This window comes from Streptomyces pallidus (ex Mingjun et al. 2026) (assembly GCF_051550185.1).
In the GTDB taxonomy this organism is placed as follows: Bacteria; Actinomycetota; Actinomycetes; order Streptomycetales; family Streptomycetaceae; genus Streptomyces.
The window spans coordinates 1138146-1163175 of record NZ_CP196181.1 but is presented as its reverse complement, the minus strand read 5'-3'; the positions used below and the strand labels follow the sequence as shown (position 1 = coordinate 1163175).

Sequence of the window (25030 nt, the reverse complement as noted above, 5' to 3'; positions counted from 1 at the left end):
ACCGCCATGCCCATCCACCCCGAGCAACCCGACCCGGCCGTGCCCGAGCACACCGATCCGGCCTCGGAGGGCGCCGTAGGCCCTTCCCCCGAAGATCTGCCGCGCTCGGACCCGCCGACGGGGCGGGGCCCGTCACGGACGAGCAACCCGGCCCCGGCGCGGCCGGCGGCGGCACCGCACCGTCCGAGGACGAGTACACGGCCGAGCTCGAGGAACTGGAGGACCGCTGGCGGCGCGCGCTCGCCGACCTCGACAACCTGCGCAAGCGCCACGCCAGGGAACTGGAGCGGGAGCGGACGGCCGAGCGTTCCCGGACGGCCGCCGCCTTCCTGCCCGTCCTGGACAACCTCGAACTCGCCCTGACCCATGCCGGCGCCGATCCCGGTGCCATCGTGGAGGGCGTCCAGGCGGTCCGCGACCAGGCGGTGAACGTCCTCGAACTGCTCGGCTACGCGCGGCACGCGGAGACCGGCGTCGCGTTCGACCCGGCCCGGCACGAGGTGATCGGCGTCGTCCAGGACCCCGACGCCTCGCCGGGCACGGTCGTCGACGTGCTGCGCCCGGGCTACGGGGACGGCGAACGGCAGCTCAGACCCGCCGCCGTGACCGTCGCGAAGCGGGAGTGACCGGCGATGGCACAGGACTTCTACGAAGTGCTGGGAGTGTCGCGAACCGCGAGCCAGGACGAGATCCAGCAGGCCTATCGCAAGCTCGCCCGCAAGTACCACCCCGACGTCAACAAGGACCCGGGGGCGGAGGAACGCTTCAAGGACCTCAACGAGGCCTACAGCGTCCTGTCGGACCCGAAGACCCGGGCCCGTTACGACCGCTTCGGCGAGGACTTCCGCAAGATCCCCGAGGACTTCGACGAACGGGTCGCGGCCGGCGCGGGCGGCGGCTTCCGCGCCCGGAGGACCGCGGGCGCGGGCGGCCCCCGAGTCCGGTACGCCACCGGCTTCGGCGACGACTTCGCAGCGGAGGACATCGACATCGGGGACCTGTTCGGCTCGAGCTTCGGAGCAGGCGCCGCCCGCGGCGGTGTACCGGGAGCCGACCAGGAGGCCGAGCTGCCGCTCACCGTGGAGGAGGCGTTCAGGGGCGGCCGTCGCGCCGTCACGCTCGCCGGGCCCACCGGGCAGCCGCGGCGGTACGAGGTCAACGTGCCGCCGGGCGTCACCGACGGACAGCGCATAAGGCTGGCGGGGGAGGGCGGTCGGGGGAGTGGTGACGCCCCCGGAGGCGACCTGTACCTGCGGGTGCGCATCCAGCCCCACCCACAGTTCCGACTGGACGGCCGCGACGTCCACGTCCAGGTACCGGTCACTCCCTGGGAGGCGGCCCTGGGCGCGACCGTGCCCGTGCCCACCCCGGGCGGTGGTACGGCCAAGGTCACCGTGCCGGCGGGCTCGTCCAGCGGTCGGCGACTGCGGCTGCGCGGCGAGGGCATGCCCAACCCGCGCGGTGCCGACGGCGACCTGTACGCCGAACTCCGCGTCATGGTGCCGCCCACCCTGGGCGACCGGGAGCGCGAACTGTTCGAGGAGCTCGCCGCCACTTCCTCGTTCGACCCCAGGAGGATGCGATGAACGACCGACCCGCGGAAGCGGCAGGCACCGGCCGGGCCGGCTTGGGCGACCGTCCGGTACGAACGGGCGCCGACATCACCGCCTCGACGGCCGTCCGGTACGCGCTCGTGCCCGTCCGCAGACTCTCCCTGGACGCCGTGGCCCGTCTCTCGGGCCTCCACCCCGACCTGATCCGCCGGTTCGTCGCCCTCGGACTGGTCGACGCCGACCGCGACGCCGGGGGGCAGCTGGTGTTCGACCCCACGGCCCCGGCAGTGCTCGCCCGCATCCAGCGGTTGCGCTCCGGACTCTGCCTCAACTACGCCTCGATCGGCCTGGTGCTCGACCTGCTCGATCGCATCAGCCTGCTCGAAGCCGCCCTGCGAGGGCGCGGCACGAGGAGTGAAAACCCGCCATGGACATGAACCGCCTCACCCAGAAGTCCCAGGAAGCCCTCCAGGAAGCCCAGACCGCGGCCGTCAGCATGGGGCAGACCGAGGTCGACGGGGAACACCTGCTGCTCGCACTCCTCGACCAGGAGGACGGTCTGATCCCGAGGTTGCTGCAGCAGGCCGGCACCGAGCCGAGCGAACTGCGCGCGGCCGTGCGCGAGGAACTCTCCCGCCGTCCGAAGGTCACCGGCCCCGGCGCCTCACCCGGCCAGGTCTTCGTCACCCAGCGCCTCGCCCGCCTGCTCGATGCCGCCGAACGGGAGGCCAAACGCCTCAAGGACGAGTACGTGTCCGTGGAGCACCTCCTGCTCGCCCTTGCCGAGGAGGGCTCTTCGACCAAGGCCGGGCGCCTGCTCAAAGAGGCCGGCATCACCAGGGACTCGTTCCTGAGCGCGCTCACCCAGGTCCGCGGTAACCAGCGCGTCACCTCCGCCAACCCCGAAGTCGCCTACGAAGCCCTGGAGAAGTACGGCCGAGACCTGGTCGTGGAGGCCAGGGCCGGCAGGCTCGACCCGGTCATCGGCCGGGACGCCGAGATCCGCCGCGTCACCCAGATCCTCAGCCGCAAGTCCAAGAACAACCCGGTCCTCATCGGCGACCCGGGCGTCGGCAAGACCGCCATCGTCGAGGGCCTCGCCCAGCGCATCGTCCGCGGCGACGTGCCCGAAGGACTCCGCGACAAGATCGTGTTCGCCCTGGACATGGGTTCCCTGGTCGCCGGGGCCAAGTACCGCGGTGAGTTCGAGGAACGCCTCAAGGCCGTGCTCAGCGAGGTCAAGGCCGCCCAGGGGCGCATCCTGCTCTTCGTCGACGAACTGCACACCGTCGTGGGCGCGGGTGCCGCCGAAGGCGCCATGGACGCGGGCAACATGCTCAAGCCGATGCTCGCGCGCGGAGAACTCCACATGATCGGCGCCACCACCCTCGACGAGTACCGCAAGCACATCGAGAAGGACGCCGCCCTCGAACGCCGCTTCCAGCAGGTGGTGGTCGACGAGCCGAGCGTGGAGGACACCATCTCCATCCTGCGCGGACTGCGCGAACGTCTGGAGGTCTTCCACGGCGTGAAGATCCAGGACACCGCCCTGGTCTCCGCGGCCACCCTCAGCCACCGCTACATCACCGACCGGTTCCTTCCGGACAAGGCCATCGACCTCGTGGACGAGGCGTGCGCCCGGCTCCGTACCGAGATCGACTCCATGCCCGCCGAACTCGACGAGATCACCCGCCGCGTCACCCGCCTGGAGATCGAGGACGCCGCCCTCTCGAAGGAGACCGACCCCGCCAGTGCGGCCCGCCTGGAAGAGCTGCGCAGGGAACTGGCCGACCTGCGCGCCGAGGCCGACGCCAAGCACGCCCAGTGGGAGGCCGAGAGGCAGGCGATCCGCCGCGTGCAGGAGCTGCGCCAGGAACTGGAGCAGGTCCGCCACGAGGCGGAGGAGGCCGAACGCGCCTACGACCTCAACCGCGCCGCCGAACTCCGCTACGGCCGCCTCCGGGACCTGGAGCGCCGACTCGCCGCGGAGGAGGAGCAACTGGCCGTCAAACAAGGGCAGAACCGGCTGCTGCGCGAGGTCGTCACCGAGGAGGAGATCGCCGAGATCGTCGCCGCCTGGACCGGTGTCCCCGTCGCCCGCCTCCAGGAGGGCGAACGCGAGAAACTGCTGCGCCTCGACGAGATCCTGCGCGAGCGCGTCATCGGCCAGGACGAGGCCGTCAAGCTCGTCGCCGACGCCATCATCCGCGCCCGCTCCGGCATCCGCGACCCCCGCCGCCCCATCGGCTCCTTCATCTTCCTCGGCCCCACTGGCGTCGGGAAGACCGAGCTGGCCAAGACCCTCGCCCGGGCCCTGTTCGACTCCGAGGAGAACATGGTCCGGCTCGACATGAGTGAGTACCAGGAGCGGCACACCGTCAGCCGGCTCATGGGCGCACCGCCCGGATACGTCGGCTACGAGGAGGGCGGCCAGCTCACCGAGGCCGTACGCCGCAAGCCGTACTCGGTCGTGCTGTTCGACGAGATCGAGAAGGCGCACACTGATGTCTTCAACACTCTGCTGCAGATCCTCGATGACGGCCGTATCACCGACGCTCAGGGCCGCACCGTCGACTTCCGCAACACCGTGATCATCATGACGTCCAACATCGGCTCCGAGCACCTCCTCGACGGGGCCACCGCCGAGGGTGAGATCAAGCCCGACGCCCGCGCCCTGGTGATGGGCGAGCTGCGCGGACACTTCCGCCCGGAGTTCCTCAACCGCGTCGACGACATCGTGCTGTTCAAGCCGCTCGGTGAGCGGCAGATCGAGCGGATCGTGGAGCTGCAGTTCGACGAGCTGCGGCAACGGCTCGCCGAGCGCCGCATCACCGTCGAACTCACCGATGCTGCAAGGGAGTTGATCGCCCACCAGGGCTACGACCCGGTGTACGGGGCCCGGCCGCTGCGGCGTTACATCTCCCACGAGGTCGAGACGCTGGTCGGGCGCGCCCTGCTGCGCGGCGACGTCCAGGACGGTGCGACGGTGCGCGTCGACGCCGAGCACGGAGAGCTGGTGGTCACCTACGACCAGCAGGAGGGGTTCCAGGAAGCGAGGGCGGCGTGAACACCACCCGGACGACGACGGTGACCTGCCCGAACTGCGGGCGCGGCAACCGGATCCCCGTGGCCGCCGAGGGACGGCCCAGGTGCGGCCACTGCAAGCAGCCGCTGCCCTGGCTCGTGGACGCCGGCGACGACGACTTCGCCGAGGTGGCCGAGCGGGCCACCGTCCCCGTGGTCGTCGACCTCTGGGCCACCTGGTGCGGCCCCTGCCGCATGGTCAGCCCCGCCCTCGAACAGGTCGCCCGCGACCTCGCCGGACGGATCAAGCTCGTCAAGGTCGACGTCGACAGGAACCCGCGGCTCAGCCGCCGGTTCGAAGTGCAGGCCGTTCCGACCCTCCTCGTCCTTGACCAGGGCGAGCAGGTCGCCCGGCAGGCCGGCGCGGCACCCGCACACGTTCTGCGCGCGTGGGTCGAGCGGGCGATGTCGGGCCGGCAACCCACTGCAGGAGGGTGAACACGGTGCGGTCACCTTGGAGGACGACAGCCGCCGACCGCGGCTGAGCATCACGTTCACGGAAGGAGAACCCCTCATGGCCACGATTCCCGACCCGCACTTGGCGATGGTGCGCCCAGTGACACCGCGTACACCGGAGGGCTGCGAGGAGTGCCTCAGGGAGCATTCCCCGTGGGTGCACCTGCGCCTCTGCCTCACCTGCGGCCACGTCGGCTGCTGCGACTCCTCGCCCCTCAAGCACGCCAGGCGACACGCGGGGAGCGTCGGTCACCCCGTCGTGCAGTCCTTCCAGCCGGGAGAGGACTGGCGCTGGTGCTTCGTCCACGAGGCGATGGTCTGATGGGCACGGCCGAGCACAACCACGGTGCGGTCCGTGAGACACCTGACCGGTACGGGGCGTTTCCGCGTCTGACACCGGAGCAGCTCCAGGACCTGACCGCACACGGTGAACGCCGCCAGGTCGCCGAGGGCGAGGTGCTGTACCGCGAGGGTGAGCCGTTCCGCGAGTTCCTGGCGGTCCTCAGCGGCACCGTCGAGATCCTCCACGACCACGGTGGGCCCGCGGAGCGCACGGTTGCCGTGCACGGGCCCGGCAGGTTCCTCGGCGAACTCGGTCTGCTGGAGGGCCAAGCCGCGTTCGACACCGCCGTGATGCGCCAGACGGGCGAGATCCTGGCCGTGCCGGTGGAGCGGCAGCGCGCCCTGGTCGACCGCGACCCCGTCCTCGGTGATCTGATCCTCCGCGCCTACCTGGGCCGCAGGTACCTGCTCATCGGCCTCGGTGCCGGCTTCCGGATCCTGGGGTCGTGCTACTCACCGGACACGGTGCGGCTGCGTGAGTTCGCCGCCCGCAACCGACTGCCCCACCGGTGGGTGGATCTGGAGAAGGACCAGGAGGCCGATGCGCTGCTGCGTCGGTTCTCGATCCGACCCGAGGAGACCCCGGTGGTCCTCTGGAAGGGCGAGCGGGTGCTGCGCAATCCGAGCAACGCCGAACTCGCCCGGCTCATCGGGCTGCCCGCCCCCTCGCCGGAGGCTGCGCGGTGCGACGTGATGGTGGTCGGTGCGGGCCCCGCGGGGCTCGCCGCCGCCGTGTACGGTGCCTCTGACGGGCTCACCACGGTCACCGTCGATGCCGTGGCCACCGGAGGCCAGGCCGCCACCTCGTCCCGCATCGAGAACTACCTCGGCTTCCCGTCGGGCATCTCCGGGGGCGAGCTCATCGAACGCGCGGTGCTCCAAGCCCACAAGTTCGGCGCCCGCCTCCTGGTGCCGGCCCAGGTCGCGGGGCTCACCCCGCAGGACGGCGAGTACGTCGTCACCTTCACAGACGGGTCCAAGGCGCAGGCGGGCGCCGTGGTGCTCGCCTCGGGCGTGTGGTACCGCAGGCTCGAGGTCCCGGACATCGACCGTCTGGAGGGCATCAGCGTCTACTACGCGGCGACCGTCCACGAGGCCAGTCTCTGCCAGGCGGATCCGGTCGCCGTGGTGGGCGGCGGGAACTCCGCCGGGCAGGCATCGCTGTTCCTCGCGAACCACGCGTCCCGGGTCCATCTCCTCGTCCGGGGCGGCGACCTCAACGCGGACATGTCGCGTTACCTGGTGGATCAGGTGGAACGGCACCCGAAGATCGAGGTGTTGCTCCACACCGAAGTCCGGGGCGTCTCCGGGGAGGAGAAGCTGGAGTCGTTGACCGTGGAGGACAACGCAAGCGGTGAGCGCCGCGAGCTGCGGGCCGCGGCGCTGTTCGTGTTCATCGGGGCCCGGCCGCGCACGGAATGGCTCAAGGGCGTGCTGGCCCTGGACGAGAAGGGTTTCGTCCTCACCGGCGCCGACGCCCGGGCGGTGGCCGACGCATCCCGGTGGGACTCGCTCGGCCGAGATCCGCTGCTGCTGGAGACGACCCTCCCGGGGGTCTTCGCCGCCGGCGATGTCAGGAGCGGTTCGGTCAAGCGAGTGGCCTCGGCCGCCGGTGAGGGGGCCATGGCGATTCGCTTCGTGCACGAGCACCGGGAGGTGACGGGCAACCTGGTCCGCCCCGCAGTGGCGCGCGGAGTGTCGACGTCGCCGTGAAGGCACCCTGTGGGCACGTCGATCATGGAGGTAGCCGACGAGAAGGGTCGGATCATGCATATGTCGCCTCAGGACGTTACGGTCGTAGCCCTTCTGGCGGATCCGGACGCCCCGACGGACATCGCGCAGCGCATGGCCCGGGTACTTTCCACTCGACTCGCTGACAAGTCGGGCCAGGGGCGGCGCTTCGACGTCAGGGTGGTCAGTGAGCCCTTCACCGCAGGGACCGAGGACCCGCGCACCTTGATGCGCCGGATCAAGGACCGCGGAAGTGCGGAGGACTGGGACATCATCGTGGCCCTCACCGACCTTCCCCTGCACTCACACGGGCGCAAGGTCGTCGTGGATCTGAGTCACGAGCATGGGCTGGCGCTGCTTTCGCTTCCTTCTCTGGGGGGTCTGCGCCTGCAGACGAGGGCCCAGCGGGCCGTGGAGGAAGCCGTGCTCGGCTTGGCGGGTCCGCAGGACACCGGTGTTGAGGAGCCTCCTCGAAGGCAGCGGCATCCGGGACCGTTTGCCGGTCGTCTCACGCCCGTTCATCCGGGCCAGCTCGGTGAGGAGGAGACGGCCGATCTGCGGTACGTCCTCAGCGGGCCACGCGGTTACCTACGGGTGCTCCTCGGTATGGTCCGCGCCAACCGGCCTTGGCGCTTGGTGCCGGGGCTGTCGAAAGCTCTGGCGGCCGCACTCGCCACGGGAGCGGTCGCCACCGTGAACTCCACCGTCTGGAGTCTCGCTGACGCCCTGAGCGCACCGCGCCTCGTGATCGCCATGGTCGGGTCCGTCGCGCTCATGATCGGCTGGCTGATCGTGGACGCGGAGCTGTGGCACCGCTCAGCCGAGGGTTCGCCGGAGGCGAGGCAGAAGGCGAGGCTCTACAACGCGTCGACGGTCCTGACCGTGGGTATCGGGGTGCTGGTCTGCTATGTGGGTTTGCTGCTCGTCAACATGGTGTGGGCGCTGTTCATCCTCAATGAGCAGGTGTTCGCTTCCACGACACGAGAACCGATGGACGCAACGGACTACTGGACGTTGTCATGGTTCGTCGCTTCGACTGCGACGGTGGGCGGCGCGCTGGGCTCCGGCTTGGAGAGCGACGAGGCCATCCGGGCAGCCGCCTATTCCAAGCGCGAACAGGAACGACGCCACATGCTGCAGGACGACCAGGGTGTCCAGCGGATGACCTGAGTCCGAGCAGGGGCGCTGGTTTGTTGCCGACCGGAGCTGCGCTCCCACGAGGAGATCGAGCAGTTCCGCCACGACTGGATGGAGGACACCCGCTACGGCGAAGTGAAGGGCTACGACGGCCCTCCGCCTCCTACCCCCGAGCTCCCGCCGACGCACCTGAAGCCCAGGGGAAGAGTGCGTTGACCTGATGGTTTGTGTGGGACGAGGGCGGGGTGTCGTGTTCGCGCCCGCCCTCCGATTTCGGTTTCGAAGGGGGAGGCCGCCAAACGCGGTGCGAGGGCATTCGCAGCGGGTGTCCGCCGCTGCCCCGCCGACTGCCGCGATCGTGACTTCGGGTCCGGCCGGGGCGTGCGATTCGTCGATGAAGTGTGCGTAGCGGATCTTGTTCACAGGTGACAAGGCCCTCGCACGCCATGCCTTGCCGGAGGGCCGTGGCACCGGCCCGGCCCTGCGGCAACGAAGTGTTCGCGTTCGCCCCCGCTCCGCCCTGACACCCGGGGCGAGGCGGCGGTGAGCGTGTGGATGCCGTGTGGCCTGTCGGGCCGGCGGCGCGCATTCTTGAGGGTGAGACCCGGTACGGGTTCGGCTGAGGTGCCTGATCGGCTCCGCGCGGGCGGGGCGGGCTGCCCCCGTCCCACGGCGGTGCCGGACCCGGGTTGCGGAGCCCGCGCGGTGGGAGGCGCCTGATGGCAGCGGGACAGCGTGGGGGTCCGGATCGCTCCGAGAGTTTCGGGGAGGAGCTGTTGGGTGGGCTCCTGGACCTCGCCCCGCAGCTGCCGCCCCACCTGGTCGGTCCGGCCGTGGCCGGCGCGCTGGCCCGCCTGGGAGGGCGGCAGGTACAGGTCCTCCTCCAGGATTACGGGCAGGAGAAGCTGGTTCCGCTGGAGGGCGAGGGGCTGGCGGGGGGTGAACCGCTCTGCATCGACCGCTCGGACGCGGGCCGGTGTTTTCTCACGTCCCGGCCGGTCGAGGTGGTGCTGGGCGAGGGGGTGCGGGTCTTCGTGCCGCTGTGGGACGGCGGCGACCAGGCGGGCGTTCTGGCCGCCACACTGGACCGGGTCGATGACGACGACCGCCGGATCCTGCGCAGGGTCGCGGGGCTGGTCGCCGACATGATGGAGAGCAAGAACGGCTACACCGACCTGTTCTTCCGCACCCGGCGCGGCGAGCCGATGAGCGTTGCCGCGGAGATCCAGTGGTCGCTGATGCCGCCCCTGGTCATGGTGACGCCGCGCGTCACCGTCGCAGGAGTCCTGGAGCCCGCCTACGACGTGGCGGGCGACAGCTTCGACTACGCGCTGAACGGGGACACCTTCCACCTCGCGATGATCGATGCCATGGGGCACGGCCTCAACGCGGCCACCATGGCCACGGTGGCGATCGGCGCGTACCGGCACGCCCGCCGGATCAGCATCGAGCTCGCCGAGATCTACCTCTTCATGGACCGGGCGGTGGCCGAGCAGTTCGCCCCCGACCATTTCGTCACCGCCCAGATGATGCGCCTGGACACGGACACGGGCCGCCTGCAGTGGGTCAACGCCGGCCACCCCGCCCCCATGCTGGTCCGCGGGCACCGCGTCGTACGCCGTCTGAACAGTCCCACGACCCTGCCCGTCGGCTTCGGGGGAGCACAGCCGCAGGTCAGCGCGGTGGCGCTAGAACCGGGGGACCGCATCCTCTGCTTCACCGACGGGCTGGTCGAAGAACATCAGAGCGGGCAGGAGCAGTTCGGCGAGGACCAGCTGATCGACTGGGTGAACCAACTGGAGAAGACGGACCGGGCGGTCCGCGCGGTGGCACGGGACCTCTCCCACACGCTCAAACGGGCACGCGGCGACGTCACCTCGGACGACGCCACCCTCGTCCTTGTCGAATGGCGCGGATGACGGAGAGCCCGGGAGCCGCCGGTACTCCTGAAACATCTCGTCCGCCCCCACCGCGGAGTAGGCTGGAATTACCGGGAGTAACTCGTGCACCCGCACCCACGCGGACGTCGTTTCCGGCGATCAAGACATGCCCCGCCCGGCAGGGCGGTCCGGAAGTGAGTCCACGGTCATGACTACCACCCCACTTCGCATCTCTGCACGCTTGGCCCTGACGCCGAAAACCGCCCTTGCCGGTCTGCTGGACGGCGCCTGGTGGCCCAGGTCGCGCGATCTTGCAGCCGAGCTACCGCCGCTGGTCGACGCGCTGGAGCGCCGCTTCGGCCGCATCACCCGCGTCCTGGTCAACCCCACCTGCTGGCCGGTCATCCCGCACAAAACTCCCGTTCAAGGGCACACCGTGCACGTGGGATGGTTCACGGAACAGGATTCCGACAAGATGATCCTGCTTTCCTACGCCGGAGGCCGCTGCGATCTGCTGGTGATCCCGCCCGAGACCGAGCCGGCCGCCGCTTCCCGGCTCATGACCGCCGCAGCCCTCCCGGGCAACCTCCGGGCCGTCGGCACCCTGATGACCGACGAAGCCGCAACCGCACTCCGCATCCGAAACGCGCGGAGCGGTGAGGAGGCCTGGGAAACCGACGGCGGGACTGCCGCCATGCCCCGACAACACCCGGTCGTCGGAGCGCGGATGATCCCGCTGCCGTGGTACCTGCGGAGGTGACGGGACGCGCTTCACCTCGCACCGGTACATCACAACGCCTCGAATGAGGCGCCTGCGCAGCGTCCCTTCCGCCGAGCACTCATCTGCGAGCAGCACGGTCGAAGCTGTCCGCGGCTGCCCCGTGCGGTGCCGCCCTGCGGCGGGGGCGCGTCAGCTCTGTGCGGTGTCGTCGCTCGACTGCCCGGCTTCCTCGGCCGCGCGTGCCTTCTCGCGCATCTTGCGCACCAGCTCCGCCTTCTGGGCGGCGGCACCCTGACGGTCGAGGTTGCGGTGCGGACCGTTGTTCTGCCGCTCGCTGCGGGACAGCCTCTTGCGCTGGCCGCCGCCCTGGCCCACGGGGTTGTTGATGTTCTTGCTGTCGGTCACGGGTTCTCCCGGTGGTGATGTGAAGTGATCTACGGGTTCGTCGGTGGGGGGACGGGTGCGGCGACGTCGAAGGACGTCAGCGGGGCCCGTCCCGCTCTCACTCGTACATCGGCGTCTGGAAGAACATGACAAAGACGTTACCCGGTTCCGTCGGCCCCGTGTGCCAACCCTCTGGCCGCCCCGGCGGCGGCCGGGCCTTCGACGGAACACCGCGGGGGTGGTGCAGCCGCTGGTGAGGGGCTCGACGAGTCCGGCGGTGTCGGCGAGGCCGGTGTGCATCTCCGGCCCCGTGGCTGAGGGCGATCCCTCGACCCGTTCGTCTTAGGGTGGAGACCGCCGCAGCAACGGATGGGGGAACGATGCATTCACGGGAGAGCGCGCTCGTGCTCGGGCCGGGTGGGCCCGTCGGTACCGCTTGGACGGCTGGACTCGCCCATGGCCTGCGCGGACTGGGCGTCGACCTGGCCGCGGCGGATCTGGTCGTCGGTACCTCGGCCGGCGCGATCGTGGGCGCCGCGCTGACCAGCGGCCGGAACCTCGCGCGCTTCGCCGACCCCGCCGGTGGCAGCGGCGGCGGTCCCAGGCCGCCGCAGGCCGACCCGCGGCTCATGGGTGAGGTCTTCGCGGTCCTCGGTGCCGGCCTGCCACCGGAGGAGGCCCGGCGCCGGGTCGGGCGGATGGCCCTCGGCGCGGCCGATCCGGAGGCCGAGCGAGCCCTGGTCGCGGCACGGCGCCGACTCGTCGGCACGGACACCTGGTCGGCCGGGCACCGCCTGCTCATCCCTGCCGTGGAGGCGGGAAGCGGCGAGCCGGTGGTCTGGGACCGCGACAGCGGCGTCCCGTTGGCGGTTGCCGTCGCGGCCTCCAGCGCGTTCCCCGGAGCCGCGCCTCCCGTTTCGGTCGGCGGGCGCCACTACATCGACGGCGCGCTGCGGGCGGGCACCAACGTGGACCTCGCGGCCGGCGCGCGTACGGTGGTCGTCGTGGAGCCGATGGCGCGTCAGGCTGCCGGGCAGGAAGCGCCCGTCGCGAGGGACGCGGAGACGTGGGTGTCGCTGTTCCCCGACGAGGCCTCGGCAGCGGTGCTCGGCACCGACCCGTCGGACATGTCGGCGTGGGTCCCCGCGTTCCAGGCGGGGCAGCGGCAGGCCGCTGCCGCCCGGGAGCAACTGGCCGGAGCCTGGGCCGTCGGTGCAGAACGAGTCCGACACCGGTCGGCGGCGTGCTGACGGGGGTGCGCAACCCGACGCCGGGACGGGTGTTCCCGCAGTAAGTCCTTCGGCCGTGTCGTGCGACGGGGTCAGGCGCCGGCCGGCCAGGCGCTCCGGGCCTTGGTGGCCGGGCCTTGGTCCGCGTCCTCGGCGAACGGGTGGTGGCCCGGCCGGGTCAGCTGACGGCCGAGGTGGGGAGCTCGGCCGTGACCGGGGGTTCATGCCCCGCCATGGGCAGGGTGAGGACCATGGTGAGGCCGCCGCCCGGGGTGTCCTCCGCGGTGAGGGTGCCGCCGATGGCCTCGGTGAAGCCGCGGGCGACGGCGAGGCCCAGGCCGACGCCGGCACCCCGGGGGGCGTCGCCGTGGCGTTGGAAGGGTTCGAATATGCGGTCCTTGGCCTCGTCCGGGACGCCGGGGCCGCGGTCCACCACGCGCAGTTCGACCCGGTCGTGCAGGGCACTGGCAGTGACGAGGACCGGCTGTCCGCCGGGGCTGTACTTGACGGCGTTCTCGACGATGTTGGCGACGGCGCGCTCCAGCAGGCCGCGGTCGACGGCCACCATGGAGAGCGTTTCGGGGATGTCCAGGTCGACGCTGTCCTCCGGTACGCCGCCCAGCGCCATCGGGACCACCTCGTCGAGGTCGGTCTCGCGGATCAGGGGCACGACGGTGCCCGTGTTGAGGCGGGACATGTCGAGGAGGTTCCCGATCAGCGCGGCGAGGCGGTCGGCGCCTTCCTCGATGCCCGCCAGGAGTTCCGCACGGTCGTCCTCGGACCAGTCGACGTCGTCGGAGCGGAGGGAGGTGACGGAGGCCTTGATGCCGGCCAGCGGGGTGCGCAGGTCGTGGCTGACGGCGGCGAGGAGCGCGGTGCGGATGCGGTTGCCCTCGGCGAGGCGGCGGGCTTCCTCGGCCTCGCCGACCAGGCGCTGCCGGTCGAGGACGACGGCCGCCTGGGCGGCGAAGGCGCCGAGGACGCGCCGGTCCTCGGCGGGCAGTACCCGGCCGGACAGGGCCAGGGCCATGTTCTCGCCGATCGGCATGTCGACGTCGGCGTCCTCGGGCCGGGCCACGGCGTGGCTTCCGACCGCCGCCGCCGTGGTCCAGGGGGAGACCTCGTCGGCCCGTTCCAGCAGGGCCACCGAGTTCATGGAGAACGTCTCCCGGAGCCGTTCGAGGAGGGCGGAGAGGGAGTCCTCTCCCCGTAGGACGCTGCCGGCGAGGAACGAGAGGATCTCGGACTCGGCGCGCAGCCGGGCCGCCTGGTGGGTGCGGCGGGCCGCGAGGTCCACCACGGACGCCACGGAGACGGCGACACCGACGAAGATGGCGATGGCGACGATGTTCCGCGGGTCGGAGACCGTCAGCCGGTAGAGGGGCGGGGTGAAGAAGTAGTTCAGGAGCAGCGAGCCCACCGCCGCCGAGGCGAGTGCGGGCAGCAGCCCGCCCAGCAGGGCCGCCGCCACGGTGCACGTGAGGAACAGCAGCATGTCGTTGGCGAGCCCGAGTTCGGGAACGACCTGGCTGAGCAGCAGGGTGAGCAGGACCGGACCGGCGACGCCGGCGGTCCAGCCCCACAGGATCCGGGCCCGCCCGAGCCGGGCCCGGCGGGCGACCGGCAGGCCGCGGCCCTTGGCGGCCTCGTCGTGGGTGACGATGTGGACGTCGAGGTCCGGGCCGGACTCGCGGGCGACGGTCGCGCTGACGCCGGGCCCGAGCACGTACTGCCAGGACCGTCGACGGCTCACGCCGAGGACGATCTGGGTGGCGTTCACCCCGCGGGCGAACTCCAGGAGGGCGTCGGGGACGTCGTCCCCGATGACGTGGTGGAACGTGCCGCCGAGGTCCTCCACCAGGGTGCGCTGGACGGCCAGTTCCTTCGGGGAGGCGGAGGACAGCCCGTCGCTGCGGGCGATGTAGACCGCCATGACCTCGCCGCCGGCGCCCTTCTCGGCCAGCCGCGCGGCACGGCGGATCAGCGTACGGCCCTCGGGCCCGCCGGTGAGGCCGACGACGATGCGCTCGCGGGCCTGCCAGGTGGTGCGGATGTTGTGCTCGCCGCGGTACTCGCGCAGGTATTCGTCGACCCGGTCGGCGGTCCACAGCAGGGCCAGTTCGCGCAGGGCGGTGAGGTTGCCGGGCCGGAAGTAGTTCGACAGGGCGGCGTCGACCTTGTCCGCCTTGTAGACGTTGCCGTGCGCCATCCGGCGGCGCAGGGCCTGCGGGGACATGTCGACCAGTTCGATCTGGTCGGCCCGCCGCACCACCTCGTCGGGCACGGTTTCGCGCTGGCGTACCCCGGTTATGGTCTCGACGACGTCGCCCAGGGATTCCAGGTGCTGGATGTTCACCGTGGAGACCACGTCGATCCCGGCCCGGAGCAGTTCCTCGACGTCCTGCCAGCGCTTGGCGTTGCGGGAGCCGGGGACGTTGGTGTGCGCCAGCTCGTCCACCAACACCACTGCCGGGCGCCGGGCGAGGACCGCGTCCACGTCCATCTCGGCGAACGTGGTGCCCCGGTACGCGAGGTCCCGCCGCGGGACCAGCTCCAGGCCGTGCAGCATCACCTCGGTGCGCGGCCGGTTGTGGTGCTCGACGAAGCCGACCACGCAGTCGGTGCCCCGTTCGATGCGGCGGTGTGCCTCGGAGAGCATCGCGTACGTCTTGCCGACGCCCGGTGCCGCGCCCAGGTAGATGCGGAGCTTTCCGCGTCCCATGATCGTGACTCTTCTTCCGTTCAGGGTTCGAAGCGGTAGCCCATGCCCGGCTCGGTGATCAGATACCGGGGGTGGGACGGGTCCGCTTCGAGCTTGCGCCGCAGCTGGGCCATGTAGACGCGCAGGTAGTGCGTGTTCTCACGGTAGGTCGGGCCCCAGACCTCCAGCAGCAGCCGGCTCTGCGGGACCAGGCGACCCGGGTGGGTCACGAGGATCTCCAGCAGGTGCCACTCGGTCGGGGTGAGCCGGACGGTGCGGTCGCCACGCCGGACCTTCTTCGCGAGCAGGTCGATGGTGAACCCGTCGGTCTCGACCACGGTGACGTCGTCGGCCCTCCGTACCGGATCCGCCTGTCTGCGGGAGGCGGCCCGAAGCCGTGCCAGGAGTTCGTCCATGCTGAACGGCTTGGTGACGTAGTCGTCCGCGCCGGCGTCCAGTGCCCGGATCTTGTCCTCGGAGGTGTGCCGGGCGGACAGCACCACGATCGGGACGCGGCTCCAGTCACGCACGCCTCTGATGACCTCGATGCCGTCCATGTCGGGCAGCCCGAGGTCCAGGACGATGACGTCGGGTGTGCGGGCGGCGGCCAGCCGCAGGGCCGAGCCGCCGTCGGGGGCTTCCTCGACGTCGAACTTGCGTGCCTGGAGGTTGATCCTGAGCGCGCGGACGAGCTGGGGATCGTCCTCCACCACCAGCACCCGGGTCATGGGTGTGCAGCCTTTCCTTCGTTGCGTGCGGCACGGTGGGGAACCGGCGGGGTGCGAGAAGTCGCACTCCGCCGGTTCCCGTTCGCGGGGGACGGACCGTCAGTTCTCGGACAGTGCCCTGAGGGCGGTGTTGAGCTCCAGCACGTTGACGCGGGGCTCGCCCATGAAGCCGAGCTGCCGGCCCTCGGTGTGGTCCTTCACCAGTTTCTCGACCTGCTCGACGTCGAGGCCGTTCTTCTCGGCCACCCGGTGGACCTGGAGTTCCGCGTACGCCGGGGAGATGTGCGGGTCGAGTCCTGAGCCGGAGGAGGTGACGGCCTCGGCGGGCACGTCCTGCGGCTCGACCTTGTAGGTGGTGGTGGAGTTGTCGGCGACGACGGCGGCCTTGGCGGCGGTGACCCACGTGATGAGGTCCTCGTTGTCGCCGGCGCGGTTCGTGGCGCCGGAGAGGACGAGGGAGTACCGGGTGTTGACGCTGTTGGTGCCGAGGCCGTTGGAGGGGCGGGGCTGGAACCACTTCAGGTCCGGCTTCGCCGCCTCTTCGGCGTCGTCGCCCGTAGTCGAATCAGAACGAGCCTGCTTCGGGAGGTTGTAGGTCTGCCCGATGAGGGAGGACCCGACGACCCGCCCGCTCTTGTCCTTGATCTCGGAGCCGTTGGCCTTGTCGTGGAACAGGGCCTGGGCGACGCCGGTGACGGCCAGCGGGTAGATGACCCCGCAGATCACGGTCAGAACGAGCAGGGCGCGCAGGCCGGCACCGATCAACCGTGCTGTGTTGCCTACAGAGTTGTTCATGTCGTCTCAGCCGATTCCGGGGATGAGGGTGATGATCATGTCGATGATCTTGATGCCGATGAACGGGGCGATCAGGCCGCCCACGCCGTACAGCCCCAGATTGCGGCGGAGCATCTTGTCGGCGCTGGTCGGCTTGTACTGCACGCCCTTCAGGGCGAGCGGGACGAGCGCGATGATGATCAGCGCGTTGAAGATGACGGCCGAGAGGATCGCCGACTCGGGGGATTGCAGGCCCATGATGTTGAGCTTGTCGAGGCCCGGGTAGACCACGGCGAACATGGCCGGGATGATCGCGAAGTACTTCGCGACGTCGTTGGCGATGGAGAACGTGGTCAGCGCGCCCCGGGTGATGAGGAGCTGCTTGCCGATCTCGACGATCTCGATCAGCTTGGTCGGGTTGGAGTCCAGGTCCACCATGTTCCCGGCCTCCTTGGCGGCCGAGGTGCCCGTGTTCATCGCGACGCCCACGTCGGCCTGGGCCAGCGCCGGGGCGTCGTTCGTCCCGTCGCCGGTCATGGCGACGAGCTTGCCGCCAGCCTGCTCCCGCTTGATGAGGGCCATCTTGTCCTCGGGGGTGGCCTCGGCGAGGAAGTCGTCGACGCCCGCCTCTTCGGCGATGGCCTTGGCGGTGAGCGGGTTGTCACCCGTGATCATGACGGTCTTGATGCCCATGCGGCGCAGCTCGTCGAACCGCTCCCGCATGCCCTCCTTGACGACGTCCTTGAGGTGGATGACACCCAGGACCCGGGCGCCCTTCTCGTCCTTGACGGCGACCAGGAGCGGCGTACCGCCCGCTTCCGAGATCCTGTTCGCGAGGAGGTCGGCGTCGTCGGCGACCTCGCCGCCCTGCTCCTTGACCCAGGTGATGACCGAACCGGCCGCGCCCTTGCGCGTCTGCCTGCCGTCGACGTCCACGCCCGACATGCGCGTCTGGGCGGTGAACTCGATCCACGTGGCCTGGACGAGTTCGCCCTGGTGGCGTTCGCGCAGCCCGTACTCCTCCTTGGCCAGGACCACGATCGAGCGGCCCTCGGGGGTCTCGTCGGCCAGGGAGGACAGCTGGGCGGCGTCGGCGAGCTCGGCCCGGGTGGTGCCCTTGACGGGGACGAACTCGGCGGCCTGGCGGTTGCCGAGGGTGATGGTGCCGGTCTTGTCGAGCAGCAGGGTGGAGACGTCGCCGGCGGCCTCGACCGCGCGGCCGCTCATGGCGAGGACGTTGCGCTGGACGAGGCGGTCCATGCCGGCGATGCCGATCGCCGACAGCAGGGCGCCGATGGTGGTCGGGATGAGGCAGACCAGCAGCGCGGTCAGCACGATCATCGACTGCTCGGCGCCGGCGTAGATCGCGAACGGCTGGAGGGTGACCACGGCCAGGAGGAAGACGATGGTGAGGGACGCCAGGAGGATGTTGAGGGCGATCTCGTTCGGGGTCTTCTGTCGGGCGGCGCCCTCGACCAGGTTGATCATCCGGTCGATGAAGGTCTCGCCGGGCCTCGTCGTGATCTTGATGACGATGCGGTCGGAGAGGACCTTCGTACCGCCGGTGACGGCCGAACGGTCGCCGCCGGACTCCCGGATGACCGGGGCCGACTCGCCGGTGATCGCGGACTCGTCGACGGAGGCGACGCCCTCGACGACGTCGCCGTCGCCGGGGATGACGTCGCCGGCCTCGCAGACCACCAGGTCACCGATGCGCAGGTCGGTGCCGGGCACGGACTCCTCGGCGCCGTCGGTGGTCAGCCGCCGTGCCACGGTGTCGGTCTTGGCCTTGCGCAGGGTGTCGGCCTGGGCCTTGCCGCGGCCCTCCGCCACGGCCTCCGCCAGGTTCGCGAAGATCGTGGTCAGCCACAGCCAGGCGGTGATCGCCCAGCCGAACCAGTCCGTCGGGTCCGTCAGCGCCAGCACGGTGGTGACCACCGAGCCGATCAGGACCACGAACATGACCGGCGACTTGATCATCACGCGCGGGTCGAGCTTGCGGATCGCGTCCGGGAAGGACGTGACGAGCTGCTTGGGGTCGAACAGCCCGCCACCGACGCGGCCGCCGTCCGGTGTGTGGCCGGAGGGCACGTCCTGGTGCGGGGCGCGGGTCGGAGCCACGGTCGACATGACGTCCTCTTGCTTCCTGGTGTCGGAGGTCATGACGCCAGCCCTTCGGCCAGCGGGCCCAGCGCGAGCGCCGGGAAGTAGGTCAGACCGGTGATGATGACGATCGTGCCGACGAGCAGGCCGGCGTAGAGCGGCTTGTCGGTGCGCAGGGTGCCCGCGGTCTCCGGGACCGGCTTCTGCTCGGCGAGCGAGCCGGCCAGGGCCAGCACGAACACCATGGGCAGGAAGCGGCCCGACAGCATCGCGAGGCCGATGGTCGAGTTGAACCACTGCGTGTCGGCGTTCAGGCCGGCGAAGGCGGAGCCGTTGTTGTTGGCGCCGGAGGTGTAGGCGTAGAGGATCTCGGAGAACCCGTGCGCGCCGGAGTTCGTCATCGAGTCCACCGGGGTGGGCAGCGCCATCGCCGCGGCGGTGAAGCAGAGCACCAGGGCCGGGGTGACGAGGATGTAGCAGGCGGCGAGCTTGATCTCGCGCGTGCCGATCTTCTTGCCGAGGTACTCGGGGGTGCGGCCGACCATCAGGCCGGCGATGAACACCGCGATGATCGCCATGATCAGCATGCCGTAGAGGCCGGAACCGACGCCGCCGGGGGCGATCTCGCCGAGCTGCATGCCCAGCAGGGTGATGCCGCCGCCGAAGCCGGTGAAGGAGGAGTGGAAGGAGTTGACCGCGCCGGTGGAGGTCAGCGTGGTGGCCACGGCGAAGATCGACGAGCCGCCGATGCCGAAGCGGGTCTCCTTCCCCTCCATCGCGCCGCCGGCGATCTCGAAGGCCGGGCCGCGGCCGGCGAACTCGGTCCACATCATCAGGGCGGTGAAGCCGATCCAGATGATCGCCATCGTGGCGAGGATCGCGTAGCCCTGACGAACGCTGCCGACCATCCTGCCGAAGGTACGGGTGAGCGCGAAGGGGATGACGAGGATCAGGAAGACCTCGAAGAGGTTGGAGAACGGGGTGGGGTTCTCGAAGGGGTGGGCGGAGTTGGCGTTGAAGTAGCCGCCGCCGTTGGTGCCCAGCTCCTTGATGGCCTCCTGCGAGGCGACCGCGCCACCGTTCCACTGCTGGCTGCCGCCCATGAACTGGCCGACCTCGTGGATGCCGGCGAAGTTCTGGACGGCCCCGCAGGCGACCAGGACGATCGCGCCGATCAGGGCGATGGGCAGCAGGATGCGCACGGTGCCGCGGACCAGGTCGGCCCAGAAGTTGCCGAGCTCACCGGTACGGGAGCGGGCGAAGCCCCGGACGAGGGCGACGGCCACGGCCATGCCGACGGCGGCGGAGACGAAGTTCTGCACCGCGAGGCCGCCGGTCTGCACGACGTGGCCCATGGCCTGCTCGCCCGCGTACGACTGCCAGTTGGTGTTGGCCACGAAGGAGGCGGCCGTGTTGAACGCCTGGTCCGGGTCGATCGAGGCGAAGCCGAGCGAACCGGGCAGCGAGCCCTGGAGCCGCTGGAGACCGTAGAGGAAGAGCACGCTCACCGCGGAGAAGGCGAGGACACCGCGCAGGTAGGCGGGCCACCGCATCTCCGTGCCGGGGTCGGCACCGATGGCCCTGTAGATCCACTTCTCCGGCGCGTGGTGCTTCTCGGAGGAGTAGACCCGGGCCATGTGGTCGCCGAGCGGGCGGTAGGCCAGGGCCAGGGCGGCGATCAGCGCGAGCAGCTGGAGCACACCGGCGATCTGGGGACTCATGTCGGCTCAGAACCTCTCCGGCTTGACGAGGGCGAGGACGAGGTAACCGAGCAGGGCGACGGCGACGAGGAGGCCGACGATGTTCTCGACGGTCACAGCTTCGCCACCCCCCTGGCGATGAGAGCCACCAGCGCGAAGACCGCGACCGTGGTGACGACGAAGGCCAGATCGGCCATCGTGAGCTCCTGGTGAAGTGATGAGACGGAATCGGCCGGAGTGGCCGAGACAGAGCAAACCGCGCCCCGTCCCCCGCGTTGAGGGACCTTGACGAGGTCCATACGGGCCCACCGGAACCTTTAACGCGGCCCTGACGCCGACGGGTGTCGCCGGCCGCGGAGGGCGGCACGGACCCTGGCGCGGTGTTGCGCCGCCCCCCGTACGACCGCCCGTATCCGGCGTATGGAATGCGTGAAGAGCGGCCGGACCGGCGTATGGATCTCGCCAAGGTGGCTGGCGGGGGTGGCCGCGGGACTTCGACGCTGTCCTCTCTCTGCTCACTTCGGAGGAACACGGCGACATGGCCATACACACAGGGAAACCGACGGCTCCCGGACCGGGGCCGGGCCAGGAGGAGCCCCCTGTCACCGGCACCACGGCGGTTGCGGAGGCGGGGGAGCGGCACAGGCTGACCGCCCTCCAGGGGCTCTCCGCCCTGTCACTGGACGCGATGGCCCCGGTGGCGTACGGGCCCGAGTCGATCGTGCTCGTGCTCGCGGCCGCCGGTGCGTACGGGCTCGGCTTCACCCTTCCGGTGACGCTGGCGATCGCCGCGCTGCTGGCGGTGCTGGTGGCCTCGTACCGGCAGGTCATCGCGGCCTTCCCGGACGGCGGCGGCTCGTACGCGGTGGCCGCGCGGCACCTGGGGCGTCGGACGAGCCTGGTCGCCGCGGCCTCGCTGGTCCTCGACTACGTGCTCAACGTCGCGGTGTCGGTCACCGCCGGTGTCGCCGCCCTGACCTCGGCCTTCCCCGGGTTGTACGGGGACCGGGTGTGGATCTGCCTGGGCGTGCTGGTCCTGGTCACGGCCGTCAACCTGCGCGGGGTGGTGGACTCCGCCAAGGCGTTCCTGGTCCCGACGGCCGTCTTCGTCGGCTCGGTCCTGGCGGTGATCGCCGTCGGTCTGTTCCGGGACGGCCCGGTCTCCACGGAGACCGTCGCCGGGCACGCCTCCGCCCTCGGCGACGGCGCCACCGCCGTCGGCGCGCTGCTGCTGCTCAAGGCCTTCGCCGCCGGCTGCTCGGCCCTCACCGGTGTGGAGGCCGTCGCCAACGCCGTGCCGTCCTTCCGCGCGCCGGCAGCCCGCCGGGCCCAGCGCACCGAGGTCGCGCTCGGCGCCCTGCTCGGGGTGATGCTGATCGGCCTGTCGGTGCTGATCGGCCGCTTCCACCTCCGGCCGGTCGAGGGCGTCACCGTCCTCGCCCAGCTCGCGGACGCCTCGTTCGGCCACGGTGCCGCCTTCTACGTGGTCCAGTTCGCCACCGTCGTGCTGCTGGCGCTCGCCGCCAACACCTCCTTCGGTGGTCTGCCCGTCCTGATGAGCCTGCTCGCCCGCGACAACCACCTCCCGCACGTGTTCGCGCTGAAGGCCGACCGGCAGGTGCACCGGCACGGTGTCGTCTGGCTGGCCCTGGTGTCCGCCGCCCTGCTGGTGTTCTCCGGCGGCGACGCCAACACCCTCGTGCCGCTCTTCGCGATCGGCGTGTTCGTCGGGTTCACCATCTGCCAGGTCGGCATGGTCCGGCACTGGGCGCTGGAACGCCCGGGCGGCTGGCGGCGGAAGGCCGCCCTCAACGGGTTCGGCGCCCTCCTGACCGGTGTCTCGGCCGTGGTCCTCACCGCGACCAGGTTCACCGAGGGCGCCTGGCTGGTCGTCGTCACCCTGCCCCTGATCGTCCTCGCCTTCGAGAAGGTGCACCGCACCTACGGGCAGATCGGTGAGCGGCTGGAGCTGGGTCGTGTGCCGCAGCCCCCGCAGCGTTCCCGCTCACTGGTGGTCGTCCCGGTGTCGGGGCTGTCGCTGCTGACCTCCCGGGCGCTGACCGCCGCACGCTCGCTCGGCGACGAGGTCCTCGCCGTCACCGTCACCCACCCCGCCCCCGAGGACCGGGCGGCCGCGGAGGCACTGCGCCGCGACTGGGAGCTGTGGGACCCGGGCGTCGAGCTCGTCGAACTCCCCTCGCCGACCCGCTCCCTGGGCCGCCCCGTGTCCGGCTACGTCCGCGAACTGGCCGAGCAGCAGCCCGGCACCCAGGTGACCGTCCTGATCCCGGAGACCGAGCCGGAACGGCTGTGGCAGCGGATCCTGCAGAACCAGCGCGGCTCCGTCGTCGCCCACGCGGTCCGCCGCGACACCGACGCGGTCATCTGCCGCCTGCGGTTCCGCATCACGGCCGACGTCCGCTGACGGTCGCCGACGCCCGCTGACGGTCGCCGACACCCGCGGCTCCCGCCCGCCGGCGCTCCCTGGTGCTCGACGGTGTTCGCTGCCACGCTCTGGACGGCGGCCTGACGCAGCCCGTGCGCAGCCCGGCAGGAAGCTGGCGATTCCCCCTTGATGGAGCCGCTCTCCGGGCTCGACCGATCCCGCTCAGCGGGAGAGCTGGTGGCCTTCCGCGGGGCCGCCGGTTTCCGGCTCGTCGAGGGTGATCGCCCCGGAGGGGCAGACGCCGGCAGCCATCCGCGCGGACGCGAGCTGCGCGGCGGCCGGTTCCGCGTGCAGCAGGAGCACGAGACCGTCCTCGGGGTCCTGGTCGAAGACCTCGGGGGAGGTCATGGCGCACATCCCGGCGCCGATGCAGCGCTCTCGGTCGATGCTCAGGCGGGTCGTGCTCATTTCTCGTCCCAGGTGACCGGGAGGCTCTTCACGCCGAAGATGTCCGCCGTCTCCGGGCGCAGGCGGACCTCGTCGGCCGGTACGGCCAGGCGCAGGGTGGGGAAGCGGTCGATCAGGGCGCGGAACGCCACCCGCATCTCGATACGGGCCAGTTGCTGGCCCAGGCACTGGTGGATGCCGTGGCTGAAGGCCAGGTGCCCGTCGTACGGCCGGCGGACGTCGAGCACGTCGGCGTCGGTGAAGCGGTCGGGGTCGCGGTTGGCGGTGTGGAACGACAGGACGACCGTCGTACCGGCCTCGACGGTCTGGCCGCCCACCTCGACGTCCTCCAGAGCCGTCCTGTGGAACGTCTTGGCGACGCTCAGGTACCGCAGCAGTTCCTCCACCGCCCCGTCGGTGAGCGCGGGGTCGGCGCGCAGCGCGGCCAGTTGCTCCGGGTTCTGCAGCAGCGCGAAGGTGCCGAGGGACAGCATGTTGGCGGTGGTGTCGAAGCCGGCCGCCAGCAGGATGAGGCTGATCCCCTTCAGCTCCTCATCGGTCAGATCGCTGTCGGTGAGCTCGCTGAGGACGTCGTCGGTGGGATTCGCGCGCTTGGTCGCCACCAGCTGCGCGAGGTACTCCTGGGTCGCGGTGTAGGCGGCGATCAGCTCCTCGTCGCTCACCTCCCCGCCCATGAAGGTGTCGATCTGCTCCTGGAAGGAAGCGCGGTCCTCGTACGGCACGCCCAGGATCTCGCAGATCACGATGGTGGGGATGGGCTTGGCGAACGCCGTCACCAGGTCAGCCGTCGGCCCGGCCTGCTCCATGGCGTCCAGGCACTCGGCCGTGATCTGCTCGATGCGCTCGGTCAGCAGCCGCATCCGCCGCACGGTGAACTTGCCCACCAGGGGCTTGCGGTAGCGGCTGTGCTGCGGCTCGTCCATGAGGAGGAACTCGCCGGGCGGCGCCGGAGGGAGCTCGAAGTCGACGACGTTCATCAGCTCCTTGCGCGAGCTGAACCGGGGGTCGGCCAGGACCGACCGGACCAGGTCGTACCCGGTGATCAGCCACCCGGGCTTCCCGCCCGGGTGGGTGAAGCGGCTGATGGGGCCCTGCCGCCGGGCGTCGGTCAGCTGTCCCGGCGGATCGAAGGGGCAACCGCGCTGACGCTCCGTCGGCAGCGCGGTGACGGTGTGGACGGATTCGCTCATGACCATTCCTCGTCTCGCGATATGACGTGTTTGACGTATCTCGAAAGCTACGTTGCGTTCAGGACCTCGTCAATCGTGCTGACGTGTAACCCCAGGTCAGACACGGCGAATTGATGCAATGGGCTGCGATCGAACGCAACGTCGCATTGCAATGAATGAAGGCGAAAGCAATCCGGGCGGCATGCCGTGGATCATCGGGCTGGCGTCGCTCGAAACGGCGCGGGCCGCGATGGCGGCGGCGGAGGCGTTCGGGCCGGGCAGCCCGCCGGGAGCGGCTGGTCGGGGGCGGGTCGTTCCTGGAACGGGTCATCCACGACATGCGGGAGTCCGCCGACCGCCGGCGCCCCCTCCTCACGTGACGGTTCCGGAGCCGGGGCCGCGGCCGGGGAGGGGGCGGCGCAGGTGTCCTGCGCCTCGGAAAGGTTTGGACGGGCAGCCGCACCCCGGCTGCCCGCACTCCCTT

21 protein-coding genes and 2 pseudogenes are annotated in these 25030 nt (G+C 70.8%); 13 read left to right on the top strand and 10 right to left on the bottom strand.

The genetic code is table 11. The features are described 5' to 3' along the window. The first annotated feature begins 6 nt into the window (after positions 1 to 6). The 11 genes and pseudogenes from ACSHWO_RS04895 (at position 7) to ACSHWO_RS04845 (ending at position 10943) form a co-directional block, all read left to right on the top strand. A pseudogene (locus ACSHWO_RS04895) lies at positions 7 to 626 on the top strand (nucleotide exchange factor GrpE). 6 nt (positions 627 to 632) lie between these two features. Continuing rightward, positions 633 to 1586, top strand: coding sequence for a DnaJ C-terminal domain-containing protein (locus ACSHWO_RS04890; protein ID WP_438310179.1), 954 nt, complete (start codon positions 633 to 635; stop codon positions 1584 to 1586). Further along, positions 1583 to 1990, top strand: coding sequence for a chaperone modulator CbpM (locus ACSHWO_RS04885; RefSeq protein WP_438310178.1), 408 nt, complete (start codon positions 1583 to 1585; stop codon positions 1988 to 1990). Before ACSHWO_RS04890 ends, ACSHWO_RS04885 begins: the two co-directional genes overlap by 4 nt. Continuing rightward, positions 1981 to 4620 carry an ATP-dependent chaperone ClpB gene (gene clpB / locus ACSHWO_RS04880; RefSeq protein ID WP_385804611.1) on the top strand — a complete coding sequence of 880 codons (2640 nt, stop codon included), beginning with the start codon at positions 1981 to 1983 and terminating at the stop codon, positions 4618 to 4620. Before ACSHWO_RS04885 ends, clpB begins: the two co-directional genes overlap by 10 nt. Next, positions 4617 to 5075, top strand: a complete 459-nt coding sequence (gene trxA / locus ACSHWO_RS04875) for a thioredoxin (protein ID WP_438310177.1) — start codon at positions 4617 to 4619, stop codon at positions 5073 to 5075. Before clpB ends, trxA begins: the two co-directional genes overlap by 4 nt. 76 nt (positions 5076 to 5151) lie before the next feature. Beyond that, complete coding sequence (locus ACSHWO_RS04870; RefSeq protein ID WP_385804607.1) at positions 5152 to 5415, top strand: UBP-type zinc finger domain-containing protein; 264 nt, start codon at positions 5152 to 5154, stop codon at positions 5413 to 5415. Further along, positions 5415 to 7148, top strand: a complete 1734-nt coding sequence (locus ACSHWO_RS04865; RefSeq protein WP_438310176.1) for an FAD-dependent oxidoreductase — start codon at positions 5415 to 5417, stop codon at positions 7146 to 7148. Before ACSHWO_RS04870 ends, ACSHWO_RS04865 begins: the two co-directional genes overlap by 1 nt. Before the next feature lie 54 nt (positions 7149 to 7202). Next, positions 7203 to 8336: a hypothetical protein gene (locus tag ACSHWO_RS04860; RefSeq protein ID WP_438318930.1), complete on the top strand. Its 1134-nt coding sequence runs from the start codon at positions 7203 to 7205 to the stop codon at positions 8334 to 8336. Positions 8337 to 8375: 39 nt separating this feature from the next. Continuing rightward, a pseudogene (locus ACSHWO_RS04855) lies at positions 8376 to 8519 on the top strand (pirin family protein); the annotation flags it as partial. A 503-nt stretch (positions 8520 to 9022) separates the two neighbouring features. Further along, positions 9023 to 10222 (top strand): PP2C family protein-serine/threonine phosphatase, encoded by a 1200-nt coding sequence (locus ACSHWO_RS04850; RefSeq protein WP_438310175.1) that lies wholly within the window; start codon positions 9023 to 9025, stop codon positions 10220 to 10222. 169 nt (positions 10223 to 10391) lie between these two features. Next, positions 10392 to 10943 (top strand): DUF5994 family protein, encoded by a 552-nt coding sequence (locus ACSHWO_RS04845; protein WP_438318927.1) that lies wholly within the window; start codon positions 10392 to 10394, stop codon positions 10941 to 10943. Positions 10944 to 11093: 150 nt separating this feature from the next. Here the strand turns inward: ACSHWO_RS04845 and ACSHWO_RS04840 are convergent, their stop codons facing one another. Further along, positions 11094 to 11309 carry a DUF6243 family protein gene (locus ACSHWO_RS04840; RefSeq protein ID WP_385804599.1) on the bottom strand — a complete coding sequence of 72 codons (216 nt, stop codon included), beginning with the start codon at positions 11307 to 11309 and terminating at the stop codon, positions 11094 to 11096. A gap of 359 nt (positions 11310 to 11668) precedes the next feature. On the opposite strand from ACSHWO_RS04840, the gene ACSHWO_RS04835 reads away from it, so the two are divergent. Further along, entirely contained in the window at positions 11669 to 12538 is an 870-nt protein-coding gene (locus ACSHWO_RS04835; protein ID WP_438310174.1) for a patatin-like phospholipase family protein, read from the top strand. A gap of 157 nt (positions 12539 to 12695) precedes the next feature. Here the strand turns inward: ACSHWO_RS04835 and ACSHWO_RS04830 are convergent, their stop codons facing one another. From ACSHWO_RS04830 to ACSHWO_RS04800, 7 genes are all read right to left on the bottom strand, one after another. Then, positions 12696 to 15239 carry an ATP-binding protein gene (locus tag ACSHWO_RS04830; protein WP_438310173.1) on the bottom strand — a complete coding sequence of 848 codons (2544 nt, stop codon included), beginning with the start codon at positions 15237 to 15239 and terminating at the stop codon, positions 12696 to 12698. Between the two features lie 20 nt (positions 15240 to 15259). Then, complete coding sequence (locus ACSHWO_RS04825; RefSeq protein ID WP_438310172.1) at positions 15260 to 15946, bottom strand: response regulator; 687 nt, start codon at positions 15944 to 15946, stop codon at positions 15260 to 15262. 99 nt (positions 15947 to 16045) lie between these two features. Beyond that, a complete protein-coding gene (locus ACSHWO_RS04820; RefSeq protein WP_438310171.1) occupies positions 16046 to 16741 on the bottom strand; it encodes a potassium-transporting ATPase subunit C in 696 nt (231 codons plus the stop codon). A gap of 6 nt (positions 16742 to 16747) precedes the next feature. Then, positions 16748 to 18883: a potassium-transporting ATPase subunit KdpB gene (gene kdpB / locus ACSHWO_RS04815; RefSeq protein WP_438310170.1), complete on the bottom strand. Its 2136-nt coding sequence runs from the start codon at positions 18881 to 18883 to the stop codon at positions 16748 to 16750. Next, complete coding sequence (kdpA, locus tag ACSHWO_RS04810; RefSeq protein ID WP_438310169.1) at positions 18880 to 20544, bottom strand: potassium-transporting ATPase subunit KdpA; 1665 nt, start codon at positions 20542 to 20544, stop codon at positions 18880 to 18882. The genes kdpB and kdpA overlap by 4 nt, the downstream gene beginning before the upstream one ends. 6 nt (positions 20545 to 20550) lie before the next feature. Beyond that, complete coding sequence (gene kdpF / locus ACSHWO_RS04805) at positions 20551 to 20640, bottom strand: K(+)-transporting ATPase subunit F (protein WP_045945720.1); 90 nt, start codon at positions 20638 to 20640, stop codon at positions 20551 to 20553. Beyond that, positions 20637 to 20822 carry a hypothetical protein gene (locus ACSHWO_RS04800; RefSeq protein WP_438310168.1) on the bottom strand — a complete coding sequence of 62 codons (186 nt, stop codon included), beginning with the start codon at positions 20820 to 20822 and terminating at the stop codon, positions 20637 to 20639. Before ACSHWO_RS04800 ends, kdpF begins: the two co-directional genes overlap by 4 nt. Before the next feature lie 239 nt (positions 20823 to 21061). Between ACSHWO_RS04800 and ACSHWO_RS04795 the strand changes: the two genes are divergently transcribed. After that, complete coding sequence (locus tag ACSHWO_RS04795) at positions 21062 to 22948, top strand: APC family permease (RefSeq protein ID WP_438310167.1); 1887 nt, start codon at positions 21062 to 21064, stop codon at positions 22946 to 22948. Positions 22949 to 23131: 183 nt separating this feature from the next. Here the strand turns inward: ACSHWO_RS04795 and ACSHWO_RS04790 are convergent, their stop codons facing one another. After that, entirely contained in the window at positions 23132 to 23377 is a 246-nt protein-coding gene (locus ACSHWO_RS04790) for a ferredoxin (RefSeq protein WP_438310166.1), read from the bottom strand. Further along, positions 23374 to 24567 carry a cytochrome P450 gene (locus tag ACSHWO_RS04785; RefSeq protein ID WP_438310165.1) on the bottom strand — a complete coding sequence of 398 codons (1194 nt, stop codon included), beginning with the start codon at positions 24565 to 24567 and terminating at the stop codon, positions 23374 to 23376. Before ACSHWO_RS04785 ends, ACSHWO_RS04790 begins: the two co-directional genes overlap by 4 nt. Between the last annotated feature and the right edge of the window lie 463 nt (positions 24568 to 25030).